Source organism: Helicobacter didelphidarum (genome assembly GCF_003364195.1).
Classification (GTDB): Bacteria; Campylobacterota; Campylobacteria; order Campylobacterales; family Helicobacteraceae; genus Helicobacter_A; species Helicobacter_A didelphidarum.
Genome location: NZ_NXLQ01000006.1, coordinates 1 through 25086, shown reverse-complemented (window position 1 = coordinate 25086; position 25086 = coordinate 1). Strand labels below are relative to the sequence as shown.

Genomic DNA, 25086 nt, shown 5'->3' with positions numbered 1-25086 from the left:
AAATCCGCTATAATTTAAGGTTTTAATTAAAAATCAATTTGGAGCAATATGCGTTTTTTTTTCGTGAGTTTATTATTTGCTGTTTCATTTCTTTATGCAGAGATTGTGCAATCAGTAAAAATTTATAATATAACTTATATGTCAGAATCTTTAGCAAAAGATATTATTAATATTAAAGTAGGTGATAAACTTGATGGTCAAAAGATTGATGAAGCTATTTTAGCTCTTTACCAACAAGGTTATTTTAGCGATTTATATGCAACTTTTGAGAATGGGATACTAAGCTTTTATGCAACAGAGAAACCAGCAGTAGCAAGCATTGAGATTAAAGGATATGGTTCACAAAGCGAAAAAGATACATTATATGGGCAACTTGGCATTAAAAAGGGTGATACTTATGATGATATAAAACTTGAAAAAGCCTTAGAAGTGCTAAAACAAATGCTTGAATATAAAGGATATTATGGCAGTGTTATAGAGCCAGAGGTAAAGGAATTAAGCGAAGGTCGAGCAGTCGCTATTACTTTAAATGTTAATCGTGGAGATTCTATCATTATTGAAAAAAGCTATTATGAGGGTGCAAGTCAATTAAAAAAGAGAAAAATAGAATCTTTGAGTGCAAATAAACAGGCTGATTTTATGGGTTGGCTACCCGGACTAAATAATGGGAAACTCATGCTAAGTGAATTAGAGTTAGACCCTCTTAGAATCCAAGATTCCTATATGCGTAACGGCTTTTTAGATGCAAATGTGTCTCACCCATTGCTTTCAGTCAATATGACAAATCATAAAGCACAACTTTATTATAATATCAAAGAGGGAAACCAATATAAAGTTAAAGATATTGAATTTATTATTGATGAAGAACATAAGGGATTAATTAGCGATGAAGAATTGCGTAAGAACTTGACTACAAAAATAGATATGGTTGTGAATGTCCAAAATCTTCGTGATGATTCTCAAGTAATTAAATTAAAAGTCGCTGACCTGGGATATGCTTATGTTGCAGTGAATCCAGATTTGAAAAAAGATACAGAGAAAAAAGAAGTAACAATTATCTATTATATAGATTTTGGTAAAAAAGTCCATATTAACGATATTGTAATCACAGGAAACACACGGACGGGAGATAGAATCATTCGTCGTGAAGTCCTTATTGCACCGGGCGAGACTTATTCATTAGGCAAAATACAAAGTAGCGAAATAGCATTAAAGCGGATTGGATATTTCGAGAATGTGCACATTGATGAGAAAAGAATCAGTGATGATTCTATGGATTTAGTCGTAAATGTTACAGAAGGGAGAACAGGGGAACTCAATTTTGGTATTGGCTATGGGAGCTTTTATGGATTAATGGTAAATGCGAGTATCAATGAACGTAATCTCTTTGGGAGTGGATTTGGTGCAAGTCTATATGCAAATGTAAGTTTTGGTGGAGATTTCTCATATTATCGTGGTGGAGCAAGCAATTTCTTTGCACCTACACAACAAGCCTTTAATCTAAGCCTTACAAATCCTAGAGTGTTAGATTCTAAATGGAGCTTATCATTAAATATCTATTATAGTCGTTATCTAAATTATGTCTATACACAACAAAGCATTGGTGGAGGATTTACCGTTGGTCGATTACTCTTACCTACATTGCGTCTAAATATCGGTTATGATATTAATAAGACAGATACATTTGGATTCTATAACCTCTATACAGGACAAGCACAGCCACAATATCAGAAGTATTATGATTCTGGGAATATTGATTATACTGTTAATAATCCAAATTATGATAGTAAAAACCCACCTGGTTCCACTCAAGATTGTACTACAAATACAACGCAATGTAGTAGTTCTAATACCACTGATAAGTTTTTTAAATACAGAACACAAGGTTTATGGGATAGAAGTTATTCTGGGTGGAATAATGCACCAATTAAAAGTTCGATTTCCCCAAGTTTAGTCTTTGACAATACAGATGATTATTATTTCCCTAAAAATGGGAATTCCACAACTTTATCTCTTAATATCGCAGGAATTGGCGGAGATGTGTATTATACGAAGTTATATGCAAAGACTGGATTCTATGTTGATTTACAAAAATATACAAAGCTTGATTTTATCTTCCGTTATAAAGCACAAGGCGGGTATCTTTTCCGCTATAATCAAAATCACTTTTTACCGCTCAATGATACGTTCTATATGGGTGGTGTAGGCACGATTAGGGGGTATTCAAGTTATTCTATCACACCTCTTGATAGTGATAGATTGCGTGTTGGTGGTGATGGAATTTTTACAAACTCTATTGAATTAAGCTACGGACTTATCCCTAGTGCAAAAATGCGTGTGTCTCTCTATGCTGATTATGGAATCTTAACTTATCATGGTGCAAATAATAATGCAAATTTTAAACAATATGGCACACTTGGTGGACAATCAAGTATCTTACAAAGAGGTGCTGCGGGGATAGCTATTGAGTGGGTATCACCTATGGGACCGATTGTGATTGTGTTCCCAATGCTGTGGTATGGACCAACAGATCCAGAAGGCTTGGGACCACCTCAATTCTTTAGCTATGGAACTGCAAATAAGATTCGTGCAAGCGGAGGTTATTTGACAAATTATCCTAGTTTTTTTGAATTTACAATGGGAACAAGATTCTAGTTGAATAGATTAAATAACTTTTTACAATAATTGTATCGAAATGGTATTATTTGAAACAACAATCATTGAAATCTATTGTTTATTAGGAATATAAGAGATTGGTTGCAATAAAAATAAATAGCTCTTTTTATCTTATATTTTTCATCATCTTCATATTATCACAAAGATTCAGTAATTCCTCGCTTCCATGTGAGAGAGCCTTAAAACAATATCCATGTGCAATCTTTGTAATCCCAGCATGTATGGATTGAGATTGCAACCATTCTAATGCTGTGTCATATTGGAAATTTGAATCTATAATAATAAGATTGAGATAATGTGTAAAGTTACCAAATCTACATATATTTCTTAGATTCATTGTGTTTGGTTGCAACAACATATTATCTACAAAGATTAACTCATTTTCCAAATAAATCTTTAATCTTGTGTCGTAATTCCTAAAAGCAAAAACTTCCCCTATTCCTACCCTACCTGCGGTCATAATCTCACTATAATAAAGTTTTGCTGAATTTTGAAGATAAATTTGTGTTGAGTTATAAAAGCTTGAATTTGCAAATGGAATTGTAGGAAGCGGTGAAAAGTCAAGTAAGGCATTTTTTTCAACTACAATAAAGCTATTGCGTTTAGCACTATCTTGTCCCATATCATGAATTTTCTCAAAACTTTGCGAACTTAATTTTAGCTTAGAACCCTCACATACACATAAATGTATCTCTTGACTATCTCCCGCTAGTAATCCCGCACTCACAGAAATCAGCATAACATTTGCAATATCATTCTCATAGAAAGGTTCAATAATTTTTAATGGTGGCGTAAAGAATAATGTATCAATCACACTTTTACCGCCATATCCTAGTTTTGTGGAAAGCTTAAGCTTGGTTTCTTGTGGGTATGCAGTCATTATTCTTCCAAAAGTGCATTTTTCTTAATCCACGATATTACTTTATCCATTCCTTCTTTTGTGCGGATATTGGTAAAGTAAAATGGTTTATTCCCACGCATTTTTTTAGAATCTCTTTCCATAACTTCAAGACTAGCACCCACATAAGGTGCTAAATCGATTTTATTAATAAGTAATAAATCTGAACGAGTAATACCCGGTCCGCCTTTTCTAGGAATCTTATCACCTTCAGCTACATCGATAACAAATATCGTTACATCAGCCAAAGCAGGACTAAAAGTTGCACTCAAATTATCACCACCACTTTCAATCAAGACAATATCAAGATTGGTAAATCGTCTTTGTAGCTCTTCCAGTGCTTCTAAATTCATTGAAGCATCTTCTCGAATGGCAGTATGAGGACAACCTCCTGTCTCTACACCAATAATGCGTTCTCTTTCTAAGATTGAATTTTTTGCCATAAATTCAGCATCTTCTTGTGTATAAATATCATTTGTAATGACACCGATTGAATAATCATTCGCCATAATCCTAGTCAGAGCTTCAATAAGTGCGGTTTTACCACTTCCAACAGGTCCGCAAACACCAATTTTAACCATAAATTTCTCCTTATGACATATAAAGTCGTGAATAAAGATTCTGATGAATTATCGCAAAAATATCATAATTGGGTGCATTATTCCCTAAAGATTCTTGACCTAAAGATTTTATCTTTGCAATAACATCAATAAACACATTTTGTAGATTATATAAGATTGATTGCCCACTATCTTGAGAAAGCGGGATTAGCTTCACACCATTCACTACCATATTGGCACTTTGTGCATAAAGATATGATGAGATAGCTCTATCAAAATCTATACCATTATCAGCACAAAACACACCATAGCTTGTGGCATGAGTGGGTTTGAGTGTATGAAGTACATAATTACGCCATATTTTACCATTTTTGTCCAGCATTGCTTCTATTGTTTTGATAAATCGAATTCCAAGTTTTGCATTTGCCTCGCGTATTTCTTGCGGTGTTGTGAGAGCAAACAACAATGATTCTATCTCCAAGATTTTTTCTAAATTATTTGCATATTCATAACAAAGTTTTAAAGCTAACAAATCACTATATAAAAGGCTATCTACAAGATAACTTTGCATAAAACAAAGCATATCGTTTTCATTGCAGACTAAACCTTTTTGCACAAAACTCTCCAATCCAAATGAATGTTGAAAACTCCCAATTGGGAAGAGTGAATCATTTATTTGCAATAAAAGAAAATTATTTTGTATTGTCATATTTCCTCTTAATGAGCTGTTTTAATTGTAATCTTAAAATCCGGTGAGAGTATAAAACGCGGCTCTGGTAGTATCGGAAGAGAAACATAGAATCTCTGTTTTGGATGGAGCTTCGTAAGAATTTTTTCTGTTAAAAATCCAAGCTTTGTAAGAGTATTCTCCAAAGTCTTTTCATAAGGAATGTAAAACTCATTTTTTAAAGAAGATACAAAAAGTGGTATGTGTGCATTCCCAATTTCATAACAAAGTTTTGCTATTTCAAGCTTATTTCCCCATTGAATCGATAATACTTCACAAGGCACAATTTCAACAATAATACCAAATTTACTATCAAGATACAAAATATCACCATCATCTAAACCATATATTAAAGGCTTCGGAAAGCAAAGTGCTATATCCAATCCATTTTCAGTCTTAAACCTACCAATGCGTTTATAAGTCTCATACCATTCCATATAAATCTTATCTATACACTTAGGAGGTGATTGATAATCCCTCATATTTCCAATTATAGAATTAAGCTTTAGCACTTTTTAAGACCAAATATACATAAAGAAAAGCCACGCAGGAAACCAAGCTGTGAATATGCCTTCAAGGATTGCAAGATATGGAACAAATTTCAATTCGATATTAAGAACAGTTTCAATCCAGCCTGTAAGCCACAAGATTCCCCAAGCAAACCAAATTATAGCAAACCAAAAACCTTGATTGGTTGATTTCATATAACTTAAATATGCTGCTGGAATAGAATTAATTGCAACAAAAAGACTATACCATCCAAAAATACGCCAATCAAGGTTATAGATATGAATGATTGCATTTAAAAGGTAAGTAAAACCAAAGAGCAGACCTGTAGCAGCTACATAATAATCTATCTCAGAGTTTGTCATATCTCCATGTATGATAATTATAATATTACAAATTACAGATAATGTTCCCACAAAGACATTCATGACTGCTGTGCTTTTTGGATCTATCTTAGAGATTCTACAAATCCCATTATTAATTAACACAATCCCAACATATAAAAGAACAACGCCCAACATAAGAAACCTCTAGAACAAATAATAAAGTTGTCCCAAAGACACTTTATCCACACATCGTGAAGTAACTTTCTTGCCATTCACTTTGACTTCATAGGTTTCTGAATCTACTTCGATATTTGCTACGACATCATTATATTGCATGTCTTTTTTTGTGATATTCCGACAATTTTGCACAGGCAAAATTTTTCTTTGAAGCCCTAATTTCTCTTTGATACCACTTTCATAGGCAATTTTAGAGACAAAAGTAATACTTGTATCAAATTTTGCCTTTCCATGGTGTCCAAACATTTCATGATAAACCACTGGTTCTGGTGTAGGAATCGAAGCATTGAAATCACCTATTTTTGAACCAACAATCATACCATTTTTGATAATCATTTCAGGTTTACTCCCAAAAAATGCTGGTTTCCATAACACTAAATCAGCATATTTTCCCACTTCGACAGAGCCTACATATGATGATATTCCGCATGCTATCGCAGGGTTAATGGTGTATTTTGCGATATAACGTTTGATGCGGAAATTATCATTTTCTCCACACTCTTGTGGTAACCTACCAAATTCTTTTTTATTTTTATCAGCCGTTTGCCAAGTTCTTGTGATTACCTCTCCAACACGTCCCATTGCTTGAGAATCTGAACTTGTAATAGAAAAAATCCCCATATCATGCAAAACATCTTCGGCAGCAATCGTTTCTGGTCTAATTCTAGAATCTGCAAATGCTACATCTTCTTTAATTCGTTTATCTAAATGATGACACACCATAAGCATATCTAAATGTTCGTCTGCGGTATTTTTCGTGTAAGGAATTGTTGGATTTGTTGAAGCGGGAAGCACAAAAAGCTCTCCTGCAGCTTTAATAATATCTGGTGCATGTCCACCTCCAGCACCTTCTGTGTGAAAAGTGTGAATGGTTCTCCCATTAATTGCTTTTAAAGTATCCTCTACACAACCACCCTCATTGAGTGTATCTGTATGGATAGCTGCTTGCACATCATATTGCTCTGCTATATTTAATGCGTGGTTAATCGCTGAGGGTGTGCTACCCCAATCTTCATGAATCTTAAATCCTAATGCACCAGCTTGAAGTTGATTATATAAGCTTTTTTCATCGGAAGTATTCCCCTTACCAAAGAATCCTAAATTCATTGTATATTCCTCCGCTGCCTTCAACATCTCATGCATATTCCATTCCCCAGGTGTGCAAGTTGTAGCATTTGACCCTGCTGCTGGTCCTGTGCCACCACCAATCATTGTTGTTACCCCACTATAAAGTGCCGTTGGAATCTGCTGTGGGGCAATAAAATGGATGTGTGTATCAATACCCCCAGCAGTTACAATCAATCCTTCACCGGCAATCACTTCAGTCCCAGCCCCTACAATCATATTAGAATGCACACCTTCTTGCATATCTCGATTACCTGCTTTTCCAATTCCTATAATCTTACCCTCTTTAATACCAATATCAGCTTTATAAATTCCGCTATAATCAATAATTACAGCATTTGTAATAACAACATCAAGCATATTTTCATTATAAGTTGCACTTTGTGCCATACCATCGCGAATGGTTTTCCCACCGCCAAATTTAATCTCCTCACCATATACTGCATAGTCTTTCTCAATTTCTGCATATAAATCTGTATCAGCCAATCGAATCTTATCACCTTTTGTTGGACCATACATCGCAACATATTCTTTTCGTGAGATTTTTGTCATAATTTTTCCTTAATCAATTAAACTTTATGAAATAAAATGTTCTTTTTTTGCATTTTGCAATGCTTTCTCTTTTGCATTATAACCAATTTGCCCATTTGTCAAATCATTAAAACCAAAAATTCTTTTGTTACCACCCACATCGATAAGATTTACAACCTTACTTTCCCCAGGTTCAAAACGCACAGAAGTTCCAGATGCTATGTCTAATCGTTTTCCAAAAGCTTGTTCTCTATCAAAAACAAGTTTTTTATTTACTTCAAAAAAATGAAAATGACTACCAACCTGAATTGGTCTATCGCCTTTATTTGTAACTTTTATTGCAATAGATTCCCTATCTTGATTGAGTATAATATCTTCTTCTTGAAGAATGATTTCTCCTGGTATTAATGCACTATTTTGTTGTATTGGATTATGAACTGTAACAAGCTTTGTTCCATCGGGAAACAAAGCTTCTACCTGCACCTCAGCTACTAAACCTGCCACTCCATCCATAACATCATCAGGTTTTAAGATTTCTCTACCATATTGCATAAGCTCTGCAACAGAATGTTTGCCTTCTCGAGCAAGTTCCATAATCTCCATACTAATGAGTGCGATACTTTCAACATAATTAAGCTTAATGCCTCTTTCTTTACGCGACTTTGCCAAAGCCCCAGCATAATGAAGCATAAGCTTATCTAATTCTCTAGGTGTTAATTTCATGGTCTGATCCTTATATATTACCTAAAATTAAAATAATGTAATACATTATGATAATGTGTTCTCTTAAGAAACTTAATATAAATTTAAAAAAAGAATTTTTATATTATACATTAGTAATATTTAACGATTGGTAACATAATATGATATAAAAATAATAGTTAAAAATCTTATTTTTATATAAATTTCTTAAAATCAACAGGCATAAGAAATTTATGGGTGCTATACAATCAAATATTTATAAATATATTATCAATATACTAAATAAATATTATATACATATACTAAACTTTATTTAATATTTATACTAAAGGTTTTATTTATTTATCAAACTTATGCTATAATTGCTAAATTTTATATTAAAGGAGCATAATTATGGCAAAAATAGCCTTTCAAACAGAAATTAAGCAATTACTTGACTTAATGATCCATTCACTCTATTCCAACAAAGAAATCTTTTTACGAGAACTTATTTCTAATGCAAGCGATGCACTTGATAAGTTGAATCACCTTACACTCAGTGAAGATGCCTATAAAATTATGGATTTTAAACCACGTATTACAGTGAGTTTTGATTCTGATAAAAAGATTCTAAAAATTGCAGACAATGGTATTGGTATGAATGAAGAGGATTTGAAAAATCATCTTGGAACAATTGCAAAAAGCGGAACAAAGAATTTTTTAGAATCTTTGAGTGGTGATAAGAAAAAAGATTCTAATCTTATTGGGCAATTTGGTGTTGGTTTTTATTCATCATTTATGGTTGCTGATAAAGTTATTGTAAATACAAAAAAAGCACTTGATTCGCAAGCTTGGACATGGATTAGTGATGGCAGTGGAGAATATGAAATCTTACAATCAGAAAAAGATTCTTATGGAACAGAAATTACACTCTACCTTAAAGAAGAAGGTAAAGAATTTGCAAATAAATGGAGTATTGAGGATATTATCAAGCGATATTCAAGCTACATTCAATTCCCAATCTTTCTCCAATATATAGAAGAGAAAAAAGAAGAAGGAAAAGATCCAATAAAAGAAGAAAAGGAAGAGCAAGTTAATAGTGCAAAAGCACTCTGGACATTACCAAAAAGCTCTTTAAAAGATGAAGATTACCAAGAATTTTATAAAACAATTTCGTATGATAGAGAAAAGCCAATTAAATATATTCACACGCTTGCAGAAGGGACATTAAGCTATAAAAGTCTCTTTTATATCCCTGCTACACCTCCATTTGATATGCAAAGAATGGATTATAAGCCAAATGTAAAACTCTATGTAAAACGCGTATTTATCACAGATGATGATAAAGAATTGTTGCCTCCATATTTACGTTTTATTTATGGTGTGATTGATAGCGATGATTTACCATTAAATGTGAGTCGAGAAATCTTACAAGAGAATAAAATTTTAGAACAAATCAAGTCTGCATCGGTAAAAAAGATTCTTAGCACCATAGAATCTCTTGCTAAAGATTCTGAAGCATATAAAGATTTTTATGCAAAATATGGTAAGGTTTTAAAAGAAGGTTTATATGGTGATTATGAAAACCGTGAAAAATTACTCTCTTTATTGCGTGCATATTCTTACAAAAAAGGTGAATATATTAGTTTGCAAGAATATAAAGATAATATGAATGAAGGGCAAAATAATATTTTTTATACGATTGGCAAAGATTTAGATTCTATTAAAAATAACCCCCTCTTAGAAAAATTTAAAGAATATGATATTTTACTTTTCAGTGATGAAGTTGATAATTTTGTAATTCCACAGATTGGGGAGTATCAAGGTATAAAATGGCTTGATATTAATAGCAAAGATGCAAATAATGAGATTAAAAGTGAAATTAGCGATGATGTAAAAAAAGAGTTTGAACCTCTTATTGAATCTTTTAAACAATTAGATTCTGTAAATGAGGTAACCCTTACTGAATCTATCACTTCTCCACTCGCATTAAGTGAAGAAAGTGGGCATAATAGCTACATGGAACAAATCATGCGACAAATGGGACAAGAAATTCCAGAGCCAAAGAAAAATGTAGAAATCAATATCAAACATGAATTAATTACAAAAATCAATAAACTTGATACAGATTTGCAACGCAAATATTGTCTTGTGCTATTTAATGGTGCAAAAATCCTTGAGGGACAAAGCCTTAAAGATTCTAAAAACTATGTAGATAGTGTGAATGAATTGCTCCTAAAAAATCTGTAAGAGTTATGAAATTAGGTTAATAAATATAAGCTATTTTCAAGGTATTAACTTAATACATATTTCATCGCAAAAATATATGAATTCTCAAGCCTTATGGGGTTTGAGAAAAATTTATTGAATATTCTCGCATCTATTTGATATAGCAATAACATATTATTCTACTATCTTTAGAATATGTAAAAGAGAAACAGAAAATAAAAATATTCTTAAAAATTAGAATTTTAAAAGACTTTGATTTTATTATTACAATACATTATATAAAATACAATATCAAATAAAAAATCTATAAACAACAAGTTATAATCTAAAAACAAATACATTGGCATTTAGATTCTTCATATTACTTACTCTCATTAAGGTAAGAAAGAATAAAATCATAGAAAGGATAACTAGATGAGTGTTTTAAAAGCTCAAAATTTAAGTAAATACATTAAAAAAACAAAAATTGTTGAGGATATTTCACTAGAAGTCCATAATAATGAAGTTGTTGGTTTGCTAGGTCCAAATGGTGCAGGGAAAACAACAACCTTTTATATGATATGTGGGTTACTAAAACCTAGTAGTGGGAAAGTTTTTTTAAACAATGAGGACATTTCTCATCGTCCTTTGCATGAGAGAAGCAATTTAGGGATTGGTTATCTTCCACAAGAATCAAGTGTTTTTAAGGATTTAAGCGTAGAAAACAATCTCTTACTTGCAGCACAAAGTGCATTTAAAAGTAAAAAGGAAATTCATACAAGAATTGAACAAATGCTCGAAGCTTTCAATATTGAAGCTATTCGTGACAGACGTGGGATTAGCCTTAGTGGCGGGGAGCGTAGACGCGTAGAAATTGCACGAGCATTGATTAAAAATCCAAAATTTGTATTGCTTGATGAGCCTTTTGCTGGGGTTGATCCTATTGCTGTGCTTGATATACAAAAAATTATTACAAAACTCGTTGATATGAACATTGGTGTGCTGATTACTGATCATAATGTGCGTGAGACCTTAGGTGTATGCCATCGTGCATATGTGATTAAGAGCGGAGCATTATTTGCGAGTGGTAATGCAGATGAAATTTACTCTAATCCACTTGTGAAGAAATACTATTTAGGAGAACATTTTAAAGCCTAGAATATTATTATCTATCAAAAAATAAAACTATCCATACACTATAAATCTATTTTACAGAGATTATCTTGCTTGATAAATCTCTGTTGCACAGGTTTGCATGTATTTATGTGTGTATTCAGGGGATTCCATTTTTTGTTGGATTTCCATAATCTTGGCTGGATTCTTTAATCGTTCGCTAAAGCTAGAATCTATAATCAGCTTTATCTCATCATCACTAAATGTATCAGTCATGTGCTGAGCGGTGCATGCAATGAGTTCTTTGGATATTTTTGTGCCTTCGGGTGCCATCATTGGCAATGTTAATCCCAAACCACTTTCAATCTTCTTTCTAAACTCTGTGCGTAAATCTTTTGGCTTATCACTGCCACATCCAATCACAAGAACCATTATAGTAGCTATAAAAAAGTAAAATGCTTGTTTCATATATATCCTTTAAAAAAAATATAATCATATTATATAAAACGCAATAATTGTCTTTACTTATATCATGATTACAAAGGAATACTGCCAACAACCAATTGGTCATGATATATATTGCTATTACATTTGTAAATACAAATTAATAACCACTTAGGGTTGTAGTTGTAATTCTTTAGGAAAAAAGTCTTTTTCTTCTGTAAGCATTTCTACATGTAAATCTTTGTTGTCATTAATATATTGTGCTGAATATTCAAACCAAGTTTTTACATTCGGATCTAGCCCCTGCATAGCCTCTAGCATTTCTGATATTTCAGGTGTTACCTCATTTTCTGGAGTAAGACTTACAAACATTGCATAGTGCAACCCTTTTATGAGCTTAATGAGTGCTGGATTGCTCCACTTTGCCTTACATATAATTTTCTTTTCTTTCTCATCGGTGTTATTTAACATAAAGCTACTATATTCAAATTTACTCTTCTTAGCATTATCTACCAATTTTTGCTCTAATAAACCATCTTTTACATGCCCAAGAAACTCTCCACCAAGACCATTCTCCTCTGTTATTTCTGTTATTATCTTGTCTAACTCTTCTAATACTACCTTATCATCACACTGAGGGACTGACTGCCCACAGCCTACTAAGACACCACATAAAGCGATACTACTAATTAATTTTAAAGTTTTATTTCTCATATTTATTTCCATGATTCTAACTCCACATACACTTCTTTTTTATCATCAGTATATCTTGCAGTATAGGTAATCCAAGAATCTATTTTCGTATTTTTCCCAAAGCTTTTTACATTTGCTTTACAATAATTAGTCCGACTTTTTTCATCAGTCATTTCTGTCATAAAGCCACTATAAGACAATTTTATTTTCTTGCGATCTGATTCTTGCCATTCTGCGAAGTTATTTTCTAAAATTATATTACTTAATACATCTTGCACTACTTTATCACTACAACTAGGGATACCACCACCACACGCATTTAAAAAAAATGCTATTGCCACTAAAGGCAAAACTTTTGCACTTAACTTTTTCATATTATCTCCTTAAAATTAAAATAAAGTAAAATTATATATATATATATATATATATATCAGCTTAAAGTAATCTTAAAGTTAGCTTAAATTTTTAATTTTTGGTAGTATAGACGAATGTAAAGCTAAAATATGACAATATTTTGTTTAATTATGATAAACAAGAATTATGATATTCAAGGTTATACTATTTTTGATAATCGTGAATGATTATTGTATCAATTTAAGAGATTACACCAAAATGTTGTTAAAACAAAAAATCAATAAAACACTATTTGCAATATATTTTTTAATAAGATTGTTATATTAACAAGAATCTTATGTTTCATCTTGGGAGCTATAACTTTAGCTTTTATTGCAAAATACATAATTTTTGTTAAAAATTTAAAAATAGATTCTTAAAAATAGTGTGGATATGAAAAATAGTAATATTTTGCAACATTATCTATTAAATAATATTGAATATACAAAATAACATAAAATAGGCTAAAGCGAATATTTTTTATTATTAATGAGGCTATAAATTCCCATTATGTAAAAATATTTAAGAAAATAAAGTTATAAATTAAAGTATAATAATAATGTTTTATTATATCTACATAATAAAATATTAATAATTATAATAAGGAGATCTTATGATAATAAGACATTTATTTTTGACAACACTATTAAGTGTAAGTAGCATGGTTACAAGTATTTATGCTGATAATTGGGGATATGACACAACAAATGGTCCTGATACATGGGGTAAAAATCCAGATTTTGAAGCATGTGATATTGGACAATTCCAATCCCCAATAAATATTCTTAGCGATACAGCAAAAAAGACAACCAATGAATTGAATTTTAACTATCAATTAGATTCTAAAGATATTATAAATAATGGACATTCGATGCAAGTAAATTTTGATAAACAAGGAAAATTACTTTTCAAAAAGAAACAATATAATCTTATACAACTACATTTCCATACCCCATCAGAAAATCAAATTGATAGCAAGGCTTATCCTTTGGAAATGCACCTCGTGCATGAAAATGACAATGGGGAATTACTTGTTGTTGGTATATTTTTTGAAGAAGGAAAAGAAAATGCGGTATTGCAAAAAATGATGAATGCTTTCCCACAAGAAATTGGAAAAACACAAGTCTTCAATAAACTTGATGTTAAAAAAATTATACCAAAGATTACAAGCTACTATGCTTTTGTTGGTTCGCTCACAACTCCACCATGTAATGAAAAAGTGCAATGGGTTGTTCTTAAAAATTCTATGCAAGCATCAAAAAAGCAAATTAATTTTTTTCATAGTGTGCTACATGGCAATGCAAGAGGTGTGCAACAACTTAACAATAGAGAAATAACAAGTGCTGATTAATACTTCAATGAAAGAAAATAAAAGTAGAAGCTCAAGTTTGCAATACAAATGAAAACTTGTAGCTTCATTACTTAATAAAAATGAGATAACAAAACGAGTTTGTTATTTGGCTAGTCCGCCCTAAAAACTCCTCCCAAACCATTAAGGGCAAAACCCCATTGAGATTCTATTAACCATTTCAAGCAATTCGCACTAAATCCCTTTATTTCTTTATTATTGACAACACCAACAGCATAACCCTGCCCTATTGAGCAAATGCTACCTCGTGCTTCAAATTCAAATTTAGGTAGCGAATCTTTTTGAATCTCTTGATTTGTTTTTTGTGCATGGAACAAAGTTTCTAAAAGTTGCCCCACATATTCACCTTGTTTAGCGGATATTTGTGCTGTTGGTGGATAAAACCTTCCTGTTTTTTCATCTTTTACCGCTGCACAATCCCCTATTATAAAAATATTGTGCAATTTTGGTATAGATTCTAATATTTCTTGAGTATGAGAATCTTGTTGTGTGAAGTTAAGTTTTGTTGGTTGTAGCCATTCATCTACGGCAACTTTACTTCTTGCACTTTCAAAAAATGGCGAGTTCGCAATTACTTCGTTGCCTTTTACACCAGCAGTCCAAATGATTGTATTTGCAAAAATTTCATTTTGTTTGCCATTTTGTTCTACAACAACGCAACCTTGCCTACATTCCAAAATCTTTGACCCCATTAAAACACTCACACCAAGCTCTGTTAATTTTTGCAATGCCACATGCATAAGATTTTCACTAAACATTGGAAGAATCTTTGGCATTGCCTCAATACAATAAATTTTTACTAGTGAAAAATCAATTCCAATAGATCTGCACTGTTTTTTAAGTTCTTGAGCAAGAGAACCAACAAACTCAATACCTGTAAATCCACCCCCACAAACAACAAATGACAAATCATTGATTTCTTTACTTTGCAAATATCGTTGCAAAGCTTGAGTAATTTTATCTTGAATCTCTCTCGCACTATTATAAGAAGTGATGCTCTGTGTATATTGCACTACACCAGGTATCCCAAAACTATCAGAACTAAAACCTAAGCCGACAATTAAATAGTCATATTCATAACTTCCATTTTTTGCGATAACGGTATGCGATTCAATCCTTTCTACATAATCTTCTATAATTTCGATACGCCTATCAAGCACATCTTTTAGAGGAAATAACACGCTACGATTATGCTTTCCACTTGCCACATCATGCAAAGCAATTGTCTTGTAATGATAGGGTGTATTATTTATAAGTGTCCATTGTACTTGAGAAAAGATCTCTTTATTAATCGAAGTAAGCAATTTCATATTTGCATATCCTGCACCAAGCAATAAAACTTTTTTCATAGTGTTCCTTTCAAATAAAAATTTTATAATCTAATAATACTCTCACAAAAGCTTAAACATTACATATTTTATTAAAGTTGAGATACTCCTAAAATTCTAACTAAAATTTCATTCAATATGATAAAAAATATTTATGATATAAAAATTTCACACATAATACCCTATAAGATTATCCAAAATACGAACTACTAGGGGAGTGTAAGTGTATTAACATCTATTCTGCGTGATTGCAAAGGTTCAATCTCTGTGTCGCTGAGCTTATGCCATTCAAAAGTTTTGCCAAAAAATCCCATAGAATCTTTGCTCGCCTTTAATTTAAGAATATTGCCATCAAATTTTGCACTTGCATGATATTCTCCACCATTGCTAAAGCTATAGATTCTTCCACCAGCATATTCACCCGCACTTTTTTTAGTAAGATTCCACACAAATACAGAACCACGAACATCTCTATCCCTTAATGCGGGGTTTGGATTTTTTAGATCTTTATCACTGCTTACACCATCTTTATTGGCAAATCCAACAGCATAAAACTTATTGTTCTTTTTAAAAATCTCAACATAAGTTTCTTTTCCCTCAAACTCTACTTTATAAATACCTGATATATCAACAGCCCAGACCATATTAAACAAACATACCATAAATATATATTTTATCTTATTCATTTGTATTCCTTCATTTCATTGGGATTTATCATATATTCGCATTATACCATGATTTATAAATTACCTAGATAATAAAAAATATATCCCAATAAATTAGATACTTTTTTATATATTTTTAAGAACATATATAAAATATAATCAACCACTATTACAACGTAATGCTTGGGCGTGGGTAAGAGCAATAGCTAAGGCATCGGTTATATCAAGTGGTTTTATCTCTATTTGCAAACCCAAAAGTATTTTTACCATATAAGCAACTTGTTTCTTGTCTGCCTTGCCATTACCCGTTAGAGACTTTTTTATTTGCAATGGAGTATATTCAGCAAAATTACCTAATTCTTGTAAAATTTTTAAACTGATTGCACCACGAAATTGTGCTAATTTTATTACACTTTTTGGATTATACGCATAGAAAATATCTTCAATAGCCACCTCATCAATATGATATGTCTTTAAAATAATATCAATACCTTCTACAAATTCGATAATTTGAGATTGCAATTCACGCGATTCAATCTTAATAACACCTGCATCGATTAGTTGAGGTTTGCAAGATTCTAAAGTAATGATACCATAACCACAATTTCTGCTACCCGGATCAATTCCCAAAATTACCATTTTTTAAATTTTCTCTCTCATCTTATAAAAATCCTAAGTTTGCATTGTATCGACAGTTCCAAAGACCGGTAAATTAAATATCATGTTCTTAGGAATAGAATGTAAGATTCTATCAAGGAAACATTGCTCTAAAAGCAAGTCACCACAAACAAATACTTCTTTAATACCATAATTCAACATAATATCACCAGCAAGAGTGCCAATAAATTCAGCCATAGAATCTATCACACCATAACACAATAATTCATGTTCAACACCTGCTAAGTGAAAACTTGCTACGCTTCGAAGTAGTCTTGCATAATCAATAACAATATTGTTTTCACTATCTTTAATCAATTTGTAATCAATCCTTGGACCCCTATCACGTACACACTGATTTGCAAAATCTAAAACACACTTTTTCAATCCCAAAAATTGCTCTATGAGTTCAAAAATATCTAAAAGATTCATAGAGATATTCTCATTATTTAAAGTGGTTTGATGATATTGTGTAGTATGAGAAGCTACTAAATCATATAAACCAATTTTTTGTAACTCTTCAGGATTCAGATTCCATGTGTGAAGCAGATCTTTATTGGCGTGAGCAAAATTGAGAAGTAATTTATCGCCATTCTTATAGTCATGCAAAATCTGTAAATAATACCCTAAATTACGCATTATTTTAATCTCTAAAATTTGTTGATAACGAATATTACTATGAGGATTTTCAATAAAAAATTTAGAATTATGCTGATGTGAAAGATAAATTACAAACCTTGGATTGTCGGTTGCGTTTCTTCGTAATATTTCTATAAAATCTTTGCATGTTTGGTGATATGCTAAAGCAACATTTTCGCCCACAACAAAACTATTATGCTTAAAATTTTTTAATGGATAATCATCAAAATATCGCAATGCAACATTTTGACTAGATAAATGAAAATCCCTTTTAATATTGTATGCTAACTCTTCATAAAAAAGAAAATCAATGCCCTCATCTAATTCTCGTAATCTTGCAAAAAGCAATAATAAGATGCAATCATTTGGTAATTTTACAAAAGGTGAATATGACTTAAATTGTTTATAAAAAGCATTTTTACAAAAGATTTTTATAAAAGGAGATTCAAAACTTGCAAGAGCAATTTTTTGAGACTCACTTAATCGTAAATAGCTTTGTGCATTATAAAGGTCAAAGAATATAACACATGGATTCTGTATGGCTTGCAAATGCTCACACGATTTAAAATTTATTTGTAAGTTCTTTTCTTCTATTGTTTTATTGTTCATATTTACCTGATTTTTGGAATCTGATGTGTTACAATTTTGCTGTGTATTTTCCAAACAAAAATCTGTATCCAAAAATTGTCCTCTTTTATCTTTGTCAATATCTGTTTGCAAAGATTTATAACTTTTACAAAGCGAAAATACGCAATCATTGCGTTGTAGTATAATCTTTTTAGATTCCAAAATCTCTTTTGCAAGGAAATCAATTACATTATAAATACTCTCTATATGGCTAGAGATATTTACAATATCTAGTGAAAATAAATCAGTTTCTATTAATTTTATATATTCCCCTATTTTCGCATAGTTTCCCTGCTTTCCCTCCCTCATTGTATTTAATTGTTGAATGTTTGGTAAAAAAATTGCATGTTTTTGTGGAGTTTTAAAATATTGCGATATATCATTACCTCTTTGAATATCAAGTATATCTTGTGTGCTAGCACTTTCTTTTTGTTTGTCTCTATGCAATTCTAATGGCAAAATTTCCTTAAAATGAAAATTTGATGAAAACGGCAATGCGTGTGATAAATACTCTGAAAAATCTAAAACTTTTTTGGAATCTGCATACATATATAATACAAAATCATGGGAAAAAGTTTGTGTTTTTTCTAAACTTACATGAGATTTATCCTCTGTTTCAGTTATGTTATGTAAAGGAAATGCAGTTATTTCTTTTACTTGTCCGTATAAAGAGAAATTTTGAGAATCTTGCTTATTAGTGCATTGCAAAAATTCTAAAAAATCAGTAAATTTTTTTATATCATCTCTTATGCCACACAAAATCTCTGTATTTTTTTCACAAAAATCATAAAGTAAATTTTCCAATAAAATTTTCACAACACCTGCGTATGCAGTATTATTGCTAGAAAATCTCATAAGACATTCAATCATTTGTGAATCTTTTAATGCATTTTCTTTATCTAGCTCATTAGAAGATAAAGTAGTATTATTTAAATCTTGTGTAATAAAAACCACCTCGTCATGATTCATGCAAAACCTTTATATGAATTATTAGCAACTTCTTGCAATGAAATATTATTTTTTTTGGTTGCTATAAAACCAAGAGATTCTATATGCTTAATTGCTTCACTCTCCATGATTTGTGCACCTTTGATAAGAGACTGACTTAGACTAAATGCTGTCTCTTCGCCAATAACTTCAGGCACAATACCAATAATATAAACAGGTGGCAAATCACCAAGTAATTTTGTGAGATGAAGAGTTTGGAGCATTTCAACTTCATGAGCACTACCAGCCCAAGTAATAAAATTTGGGACTTTATCAAAACTAAAGCTAAAGACATCGCCTATGTTTGCACCACTCACACTTACGCAATCAAGAATCAAGACCCAATCATATTCCACAATAAGTGGAATTAACATATTTGCCAATGTTCCACCATCAACAAACTCAATGAGATTTTCTCCTTCTGTTTTTCTTTTATTTTCTCCATCTATCAAAGATTCACTTTGCCATTTTGCGTCCAAAGATTCTCTATTATCTTGCTCCGCGTTTTTTTTATGTTCCCCTACACTATTGGTGCAAGGTTGTTGTGAAATTGCATGCGAATCTTTTACATTTACACTATCTTTTGATGTAAATTTGTAATTCACTTTCAAGTAATTACATAAATGTACACCAATACCTTCATCACCAAACAGAATATTCCCGATACCTAAAACTAAAATTTTCACCTTTCATTTTCCTTAAATAAAACTTGACAACAAATAACTTACCGACAAACATATTTTTCTTTTTATGAATCTTAAATATTAAGGATTCATAAATTAAGTTTATAAATATTTTAGAAATCACAAATATTGTATTAAGTTCGTTTAAAATTAGTTTCATTTTTTATACATTACAAACCTTAATCACCGTATCAATTATCAAAAATCCTAAACAAATATGAAACAACAATTAAGGATGCTGCTCGTTTTTATATGTAAGTAGATACTCTTCATATGAACCATGAAAATCAATGATTCTCGCCCCTTCTTTATCTTCTTGTATTTCAATAATCCGATTGGCAAATGCCCCAATCAACTCTCTATCATGACTTACGCAAATAACGCCTCCCTGATAGCTATACAATGCTTCGCCTAGTGCTATAATTGCTTCCAAATCCAGATGATTTGTAGGTTCATCAAGCAATAAAAAATTACTTTTTGCAAGCATGAGTTTTGATAGCATGATACGATGTTTCTCTCCACCACTTAATGAACCAACACTTTTTTCTTGTTCCTCACCACTAAAAAGCATTCGCCCAAGAGAAGTGCGAATTTCATTAGAATCTAAACTCTTATCAAATGCCCTTAACCATTCATAGAGACTCTCATTACCTTTTATAATTTCACTTGTATCTTGTGGGAAATAACCCATTTCAATGGTAGCACCCCATTTCACAACACCACTATTTGGCTGCATAACTTCAGCCAAAATCTTACAAAGTGTGCTTTTACCTACACCATTCACACCTATAAGTGCTATCTTTTCATTTGGTAAAATTGTAAGATTTAAGTTATTAAAAATTTTTCTCTCCCCATAAGCATGACTAATATTCTCAATATTTAAGACTTCATTTCCAATGTTTCGCCTTGTCTTAAATGTAATGCTCGGATCCCTCCTACTTGATACCTTTAGAGATTCTAAATTAAGCTTTTCAAGTTGCTTTTGTCTTGAAGTTGCTTGTTTCGCCTTACTCGCATTTGCACCAAATCTACGAATAAAATCTTCTAATTCTGCTTTTTCTTTCAATTTCTTATTGCGTTCCATCTCTTGTTGTTTAGCAATCAAAGTTGAGGCGATATACCACTCATCATAATTCCCACTAAATTCTCTCAGAGTCTTAAAATCTAAATCTAAAATATGTGTGCAAACAGCATTTAAAAAATGTCTATCATGTGAAATTACCACAAGTGTTCCCTCATGTCTTTTGAGATTTTCCTCTAACCATGATATTGAATGTAAATCAAGATTGTTGGTTGGTTCATCAAGTAATAATGCATCTGGCTTTGGGAACAAAGCTTGTGCCAAAAGAATTTTAAACTTATCTCCACCTGTAAGTGTTTTCATTAAATCATTGTGAATATGAGATGGAAATCCAAGATCTTGTAAAATTTTTTCAATTACAACTTCACATTCATACATTGGATCTTCTTCAACATAAATCATCTCAAGTTCACTTAATCTTTCATTCACTTTCTCATCATTTAAATCTGCATTCGCATAAAGATCTTCTTTTTCTTTTATAACATCATAGAGCCTCTTATTACCAATCAAAACAGCATCTTTAAGACTTAAATTCTCGTAAGCATATTGATTCTGACTTAACACACCTAATTTTAAACCAGAATCCAATATAATGTCCCCGCTACTTGGTTCAATTTCTCTGCTTAAGATTTTTAGAAAAGTTGATTTTCCCGCACCATTTGCACCAATTAAACCATATCTTTTCCCTTTATCAAGCTTAATATTAATATCTTCAAATAAAGTTTTACTCGCATAACGCATACTTACATTGATAGCTTGCAACATGATAAAATACCTTTATAACTTAAAGTAAATTCTTAAAATTTTGTTCAAAATAATAATGAAACTTTAAGTAAAATTTTAGCATTAGAATTATATAATTTAGCTTAAACCCAAAGTTTAAATTATAATTTACTAAAGGATAAATTAATGCAAGAGATGTCTCAAAATAAAAAGGATGCTTCTGTTGTTCCGCAGAATTTTCGCAAGAAACGATACATAGGATATATTATTATAACACTTATTGTTATGGTTTTACCTTTTATTCGATTAGGAGATGCTAATCATCATATTTTTTTATTATCATTTGACCACAAAGTATTACATTTAATGGGTGTTGAATATAGTATTCAAGAATTTTATGTCATGCCCTTTATGCTTATTATTCTCTTTGTTGGAATATTTTTTATGACTTCAATGGGAGGAAGAGTATGGTGTGGTTGGGGATGTCCGCAAACACTTTTTAGAATAATATATCGAGATATTTTACAAACACATATTCTCAAATTACGCAAGAGAATATCAAACAAACAAGAAGTACTTGTGCTTGATACAATATCCAAAAAAATTCGGTTTGTTATTGGTATCTTGGTTTTTGCTTGTCTCGCCCTTATCGCTTCGGCAAACTTTTTATTCTTTTTTGTTCCGCCAGAAGATTTCTTTGTGTATGCAACAGACTTTGGAAATCATACCGTGTTATTGGGGTTTTGGCTAATAATTGCAACATTTATGACTTTTGAAGTGTGTTTTATTGCAGAGAAATTCTGTATTTATATGTGTCCTTATGCACGTGTCCAATCTGTATTATTTGATAATAATACACTTATGTCAATCTATAATCAAAAACGCGGTGGAGCTGTTTATACGCCAACAGGAGATTTAATTAAAATTGCACCAAAGAAACAAAACCCATCGAATGAATGCACAAATTGTCATCAATGCGTTAAAGTTTGTCCAACGCACATTGATATTAGAAAAGGAGTGCAACTTGAGTGTATTCACTGCCTTGAATGTGTTGATGCGTGTTCTGAAGTTATGGGTAAATTGGGCAAATCAAGTCTTGTAAATTGGAGTTCCCCAAATGCAACAGAACAAAATACAAAAGTAAAATTATTTCGCCTTAAAACTATTGGCTATATGATTGTTTTAGCATTAATTTTTGTAATTCTTATATTTGTTAGCACTATGAGAAAAACAATGTTGCTTAATATTACAAGAACGGCAGGACTCTATGAAGTGCGACAAAGTGGTGCAGTTGACAATGCCTATAAATTTGTGGTTCAGAATATTGATAAAGATCCACATAGATTCAGTTTTGAAATACAAGGTGAAATAGCGGACAAGTTTGAAATCAAATTCCCAGATCATCTTAATGAAAAAGATTTCTTAATTGCACCAAATGAAACAAAAATTCTTGTTGTTCTCTTACGTGCCAAAGAGACACTAAACTCTTCGGATAGTGAAGACAAGAGTATTCCAATTATTATCAAAGGTTTTGCAACGGATAGTAAAGATAAAATTAATATTACTTACAGCACATTCTTTATGTATCCTAGTCAAAAACATATTGCAAAGAAACTGAATAAATAGTTAATACGAGACTTAATTCTTTCATATTTTTCTTACGCGGTTATATAAACACCTTAAGTAAGAAACAACTCTATGAAACAGAATTAGCTATTAAATGCGATTTATACTTTATAATTTTTAAATATTACTGAAATTGATTCTTGTAAATTACAAATAAATGAATTATAATTTTTCCAGCAATACAGCTTCTTTATTTATAATAAATGGCTACAAAGGGAATTATTAATGTTATATAATAAAGATAAGGCAATAAAAACACATCTTACACAAGAATTATCAAAAAAAATAGATAACCAACTCTATAAAACATTGTTTCCTTCTATGCTCGGCAATATTACGCTTATTGCCTCTGCCAATATGCTTCATGGACTCTTTATAGATGGGCAAGATATAAATAAATCACTTCTAACAAATACCATAGAGTTACGAGAAGATGAGAATCTTACCATATTTAACTGGACAAAGGCATGGCTTGAGTGTTATTTTAGGGGACATAATCCTATTGTATCCTCACAAATAATGAAGCATGAAGCAATGACAAAATCCTTAACTCATTTATTTTCGCAATCAGTAAGATTGCCAATTTATCCACAAGGGACAAGATTCCAAATGGAGGTTTGGGAGATTTTATGTGCTATTCCTTATGGAGAGGTAATAAGTTATGGAGAGATTGCTCGGATTCTTGCTCAAAGGCTTGGTATCAAGAAAATGTCGGCTCAAGCGGTAGGAGGTGCAGTAGGGAAAAATCCTATTTCTATTATAATCCCTTGTCATCGCGTGTTGGGAAGTGGGTCAAGACTCACAGGCTATAATGGTGGAGTAGAACTAAAAAGCAAACTTTTAGAATTAGAGGGTATTGAATTTAAAAAATAGCCATGGTTTATTACTAATTGAGGGGGCGATAAGCTTTTCTTCTCTTTTATTTCAATGGAGTAGAGTTTATTAAACCTTTCTTGTTACAAACAGGGTATAGGTAAAAGTATCGTATTTATCATATCCGAATCAAGATTCTCTTAATTTTCATTTGCTATTATGTGGATTGTTGAATTTGAAATGATATATATTCAAGACAATCTTTTTCTCGTTGTCGTATGTTACTTTTATGAGGACAAAACTACTACTTTAAGAAGTCGATTAGTTTAAAACTATCTTGGGGATTCATTACACTAACAATATTTATAGTGCTTCAGAGAAATTATAGAGCAATAGAGATTCTCTAGCAATCAATATCCTCTTTTTTAATCAATGTAAAATCAATACACCTAAACAACCCCACAACAACAATCAAATACAATAAATAAAACAAATAAGTATGCAATATAAACAATCAAAACATAATAATTCGATATAGATTCAAAGAATATTTCTTATAAAATATTAAATATTTTAATTTTTTTAAAAAAAATCATCACATGTTACTTTTCTACCACATTGCAAATATTCTAATAAAGCATACAGGTAGTATAGATATTATGATATTAATTCTCTTTTTATTGTTTTTCATATTCTCTTTACAAACTCCCTATACTACGATATTTCTAAGAAATAATGAAAAAAAAAGGAAGAAGAAATGTTAAAAAAA

The 25086-nt window shown here is 31.3% G+C and carries 22 protein-coding genes and 1 pseudogene; 6 read left to right on the top strand and 17 right to left on the bottom strand.

Features of this window, described 5'->3' with window-relative positions; translation table 11 throughout:
* The first annotated feature begins 48 nt into the window (after window positions 1-48).
* Window positions 49-2655, top strand: coding sequence for an outer membrane protein assembly factor BamA (gene bamA, locus CQA53_RS04215; protein WP_115542782.1), 2607 nt, complete (start codon window positions 49-51; stop codon window positions 2653-2655).
* A 127-nt stretch (window positions 2656-2782) separates the two neighbouring features.
* Here the strand turns inward: bamA and CQA53_RS04210 are convergent, their stop codons facing one another.
* The 7 genes from CQA53_RS04210 to ureA are packed head-to-tail and all read right to left on the bottom strand — an operon-like array spanning window position 2783 to window position 8310.
* The gene (locus tag CQA53_RS04210) at window positions 2783-3556 is read right to left on the bottom strand and encodes an urease accessory protein UreD (protein ID WP_115542781.1); all 774 of its coding nucleotides are present in this window, start codon (window positions 3554-3556) and stop codon (window positions 2783-2785) included.
* On the bottom strand, window positions 3556-4155 hold the full coding sequence (gene ureG / locus CQA53_RS04205) for an urease accessory protein UreG (protein ID WP_115542780.1): 600 nt from the start codon (window positions 4153-4155) through the stop codon (window positions 3556-3558). Before ureG ends, CQA53_RS04210 begins: the two co-directional genes overlap by 1 nt.
* A 10-nt stretch (window positions 4156-4165) precedes the next feature.
* On the bottom strand, window positions 4166-4843 hold the full coding sequence (locus tag CQA53_RS04200) for an urease accessory protein UreF (protein WP_115542779.1): 678 nt from the start codon (window positions 4841-4843) through the stop codon (window positions 4166-4168).
* An 8-nt stretch (window positions 4844-4851) separates the two neighbouring features.
* Window positions 4852-5343, bottom strand: coding sequence for an urease accessory protein UreE (locus CQA53_RS04195; protein WP_115542778.1), 492 nt, complete (start codon window positions 5341-5343; stop codon window positions 4852-4854).
* A gap of 33 nt (window positions 5344-5376) precedes the next feature.
* Entirely contained in the window at window positions 5377-5889 is a 513-nt protein-coding gene (locus tag CQA53_RS04190; protein WP_115542777.1) for an AmiS/UreI family transporter, read from the bottom strand.
* 9 nt (window positions 5890-5898) lie between these two features.
* On the bottom strand, window positions 5899-7608 hold the full coding sequence (gene ureB / locus CQA53_RS04185; RefSeq protein ID WP_115542776.1) for an urease subunit beta: 1710 nt from the start codon (window positions 7606-7608) through the stop codon (window positions 5899-5901).
* A gap of 24 nt (window positions 7609-7632) precedes the next feature.
* Entirely contained in the window at window positions 7633-8310 is a 678-nt protein-coding gene (gene ureA / locus CQA53_RS04180) for an urease subunit alpha (RefSeq protein ID WP_115542775.1), read from the bottom strand.
* Between the two features lie 372 nt (window positions 8311-8682).
* Between ureA and htpG the strand changes: the two genes are divergently transcribed.
* A complete protein-coding gene (gene htpG / locus CQA53_RS04175) occupies window positions 8683-10518 on the top strand; it encodes a molecular chaperone HtpG (RefSeq protein ID WP_115542774.1) in 1836 nt (611 codons plus the stop codon).
* 393 nt (window positions 10519-10911) lie between these two features.
* Entirely contained in the window at window positions 10912-11634 is a 723-nt protein-coding gene (gene lptB, locus CQA53_RS04170) for an LPS export ABC transporter ATP-binding protein (RefSeq protein ID WP_115542773.1), read from the top strand.
* Window positions 11635-11694: 60 nt separating this feature from the next.
* On the opposite strand, the gene CQA53_RS04165 is transcribed toward lptB, so the two are convergent.
* The 3 genes from CQA53_RS04165 to CQA53_RS04155 all read right to left on the bottom strand — a co-directional run bounded on the left by CQA53_RS04165 (window position 11695) and on the right by CQA53_RS04155 (window position 13100).
* Window positions 11695-12057, bottom strand: coding sequence for a hypothetical protein (locus CQA53_RS04165; protein ID WP_115542772.1), 363 nt, complete (start codon window positions 12055-12057; stop codon window positions 11695-11697).
* Window positions 12058-12204: 147 nt separating this feature from the next.
* The gene (locus tag CQA53_RS04160; protein ID WP_147289994.1) at window positions 12205-12747 is read right to left on the bottom strand and encodes a hypothetical protein; all 543 of its coding nucleotides are present in this window, start codon (window positions 12745-12747) and stop codon (window positions 12205-12207) included.
* A gap of 2 nt (window positions 12748-12749) precedes the next feature.
* Complete coding sequence (locus CQA53_RS04155; protein ID WP_115542770.1) at window positions 12750-13100, bottom strand: hypothetical protein; 351 nt, start codon at window positions 13098-13100, stop codon at window positions 12750-12752.
* Window positions 13101-13732: 632 nt separating this feature from the next.
* Between CQA53_RS04155 and CQA53_RS04150 the strand changes: the two genes are divergently transcribed.
* Window positions 13733-14470 carry a carbonic anhydrase gene (locus CQA53_RS04150; RefSeq protein WP_115542769.1) on the top strand — a complete coding sequence of 246 codons (738 nt, stop codon included), beginning with the start codon at window positions 13733-13735 and terminating at the stop codon, window positions 14468-14470.
* A 110-nt stretch (window positions 14471-14580) separates the two neighbouring features.
* Here CQA53_RS04150 and CQA53_RS04145 read toward each other — a convergent pair whose 3' ends face one another.
* From CQA53_RS04145 to CQA53_RS04115, 7 genes and pseudogenes are all read right to left on the bottom strand, one after another.
* Window positions 14581-15837: an NAD(P)/FAD-dependent oxidoreductase gene (locus CQA53_RS04145; protein ID WP_115542768.1), complete on the bottom strand. Its 1257-nt coding sequence runs from the start codon at window positions 15835-15837 to the stop codon at window positions 14581-14583.
* 188 nt (window positions 15838-16025) lie between these two features.
* Window positions 16026-16502, bottom strand: a complete 477-nt coding sequence (locus CQA53_RS04140) for a DUF2147 domain-containing protein (protein WP_115542767.1) — start codon at window positions 16500-16502, stop codon at window positions 16026-16028.
* A 138-nt stretch (window positions 16503-16640) separates the two neighbouring features.
* Window positions 16641-17120 (bottom strand): crossover junction endodeoxyribonuclease RuvC, encoded by a 480-nt coding sequence (gene ruvC, locus CQA53_RS04135; protein WP_115542766.1) that lies wholly within the window; start codon window positions 17118-17120, stop codon window positions 16641-16643.
* A gap of 33 nt (window positions 17121-17153) precedes the next feature.
* The gene (locus CQA53_RS04130; protein ID WP_115542765.1) at window positions 17154-19373 is read right to left on the bottom strand and encodes a hypothetical protein; all 2220 of its coding nucleotides are present in this window, start codon (window positions 19371-19373) and stop codon (window positions 17154-17156) included.
* The gene (locus CQA53_RS04125; protein WP_407918839.1) at window positions 19370-19996 is read right to left on the bottom strand and encodes a hydrogenase maturation protease; all 627 of its coding nucleotides are present in this window, start codon (window positions 19994-19996) and stop codon (window positions 19370-19372) included. Before CQA53_RS04125 ends, CQA53_RS04130 begins: the two co-directional genes overlap by 4 nt.
* Window positions 19982-20077: pseudogene (locus tag CQA53_RS04120) on the bottom strand (hydrogenase expression/formation protein); the annotation flags it as partial. The pseudogene CQA53_RS04120 and the gene CQA53_RS04125, both read right to left, overlap by 15 nt.
* A 226-nt stretch (window positions 20078-20303) precedes the next feature.
* Window positions 20304-21920, bottom strand: coding sequence for an ABC-F family ATP-binding cassette domain-containing protein (locus tag CQA53_RS04115; RefSeq protein ID WP_115542764.1), 1617 nt, complete (start codon window positions 21918-21920; stop codon window positions 20304-20306).
* Window positions 21921-22064: 144 nt separating this feature from the next.
* Between CQA53_RS04115 and ccoG the strand changes: the two genes are divergently transcribed.
* Window positions 22065-23504 (top strand): cytochrome c oxidase accessory protein CcoG, encoded by a 1440-nt coding sequence (gene ccoG / locus CQA53_RS04110; protein WP_115542763.1) that lies wholly within the window; start codon window positions 22065-22067, stop codon window positions 23502-23504.
* Window positions 23505-23729: 225 nt separating this feature from the next.
* On the top strand, window positions 23730-24377 hold the full coding sequence (locus CQA53_RS04105) for a methylated-DNA--[protein]-cysteine S-methyltransferase (protein ID WP_115542762.1): 648 nt from the start codon (window positions 23730-23732) through the stop codon (window positions 24375-24377).
* Window positions 24378-25086: the final 709 nt, after the last annotated feature.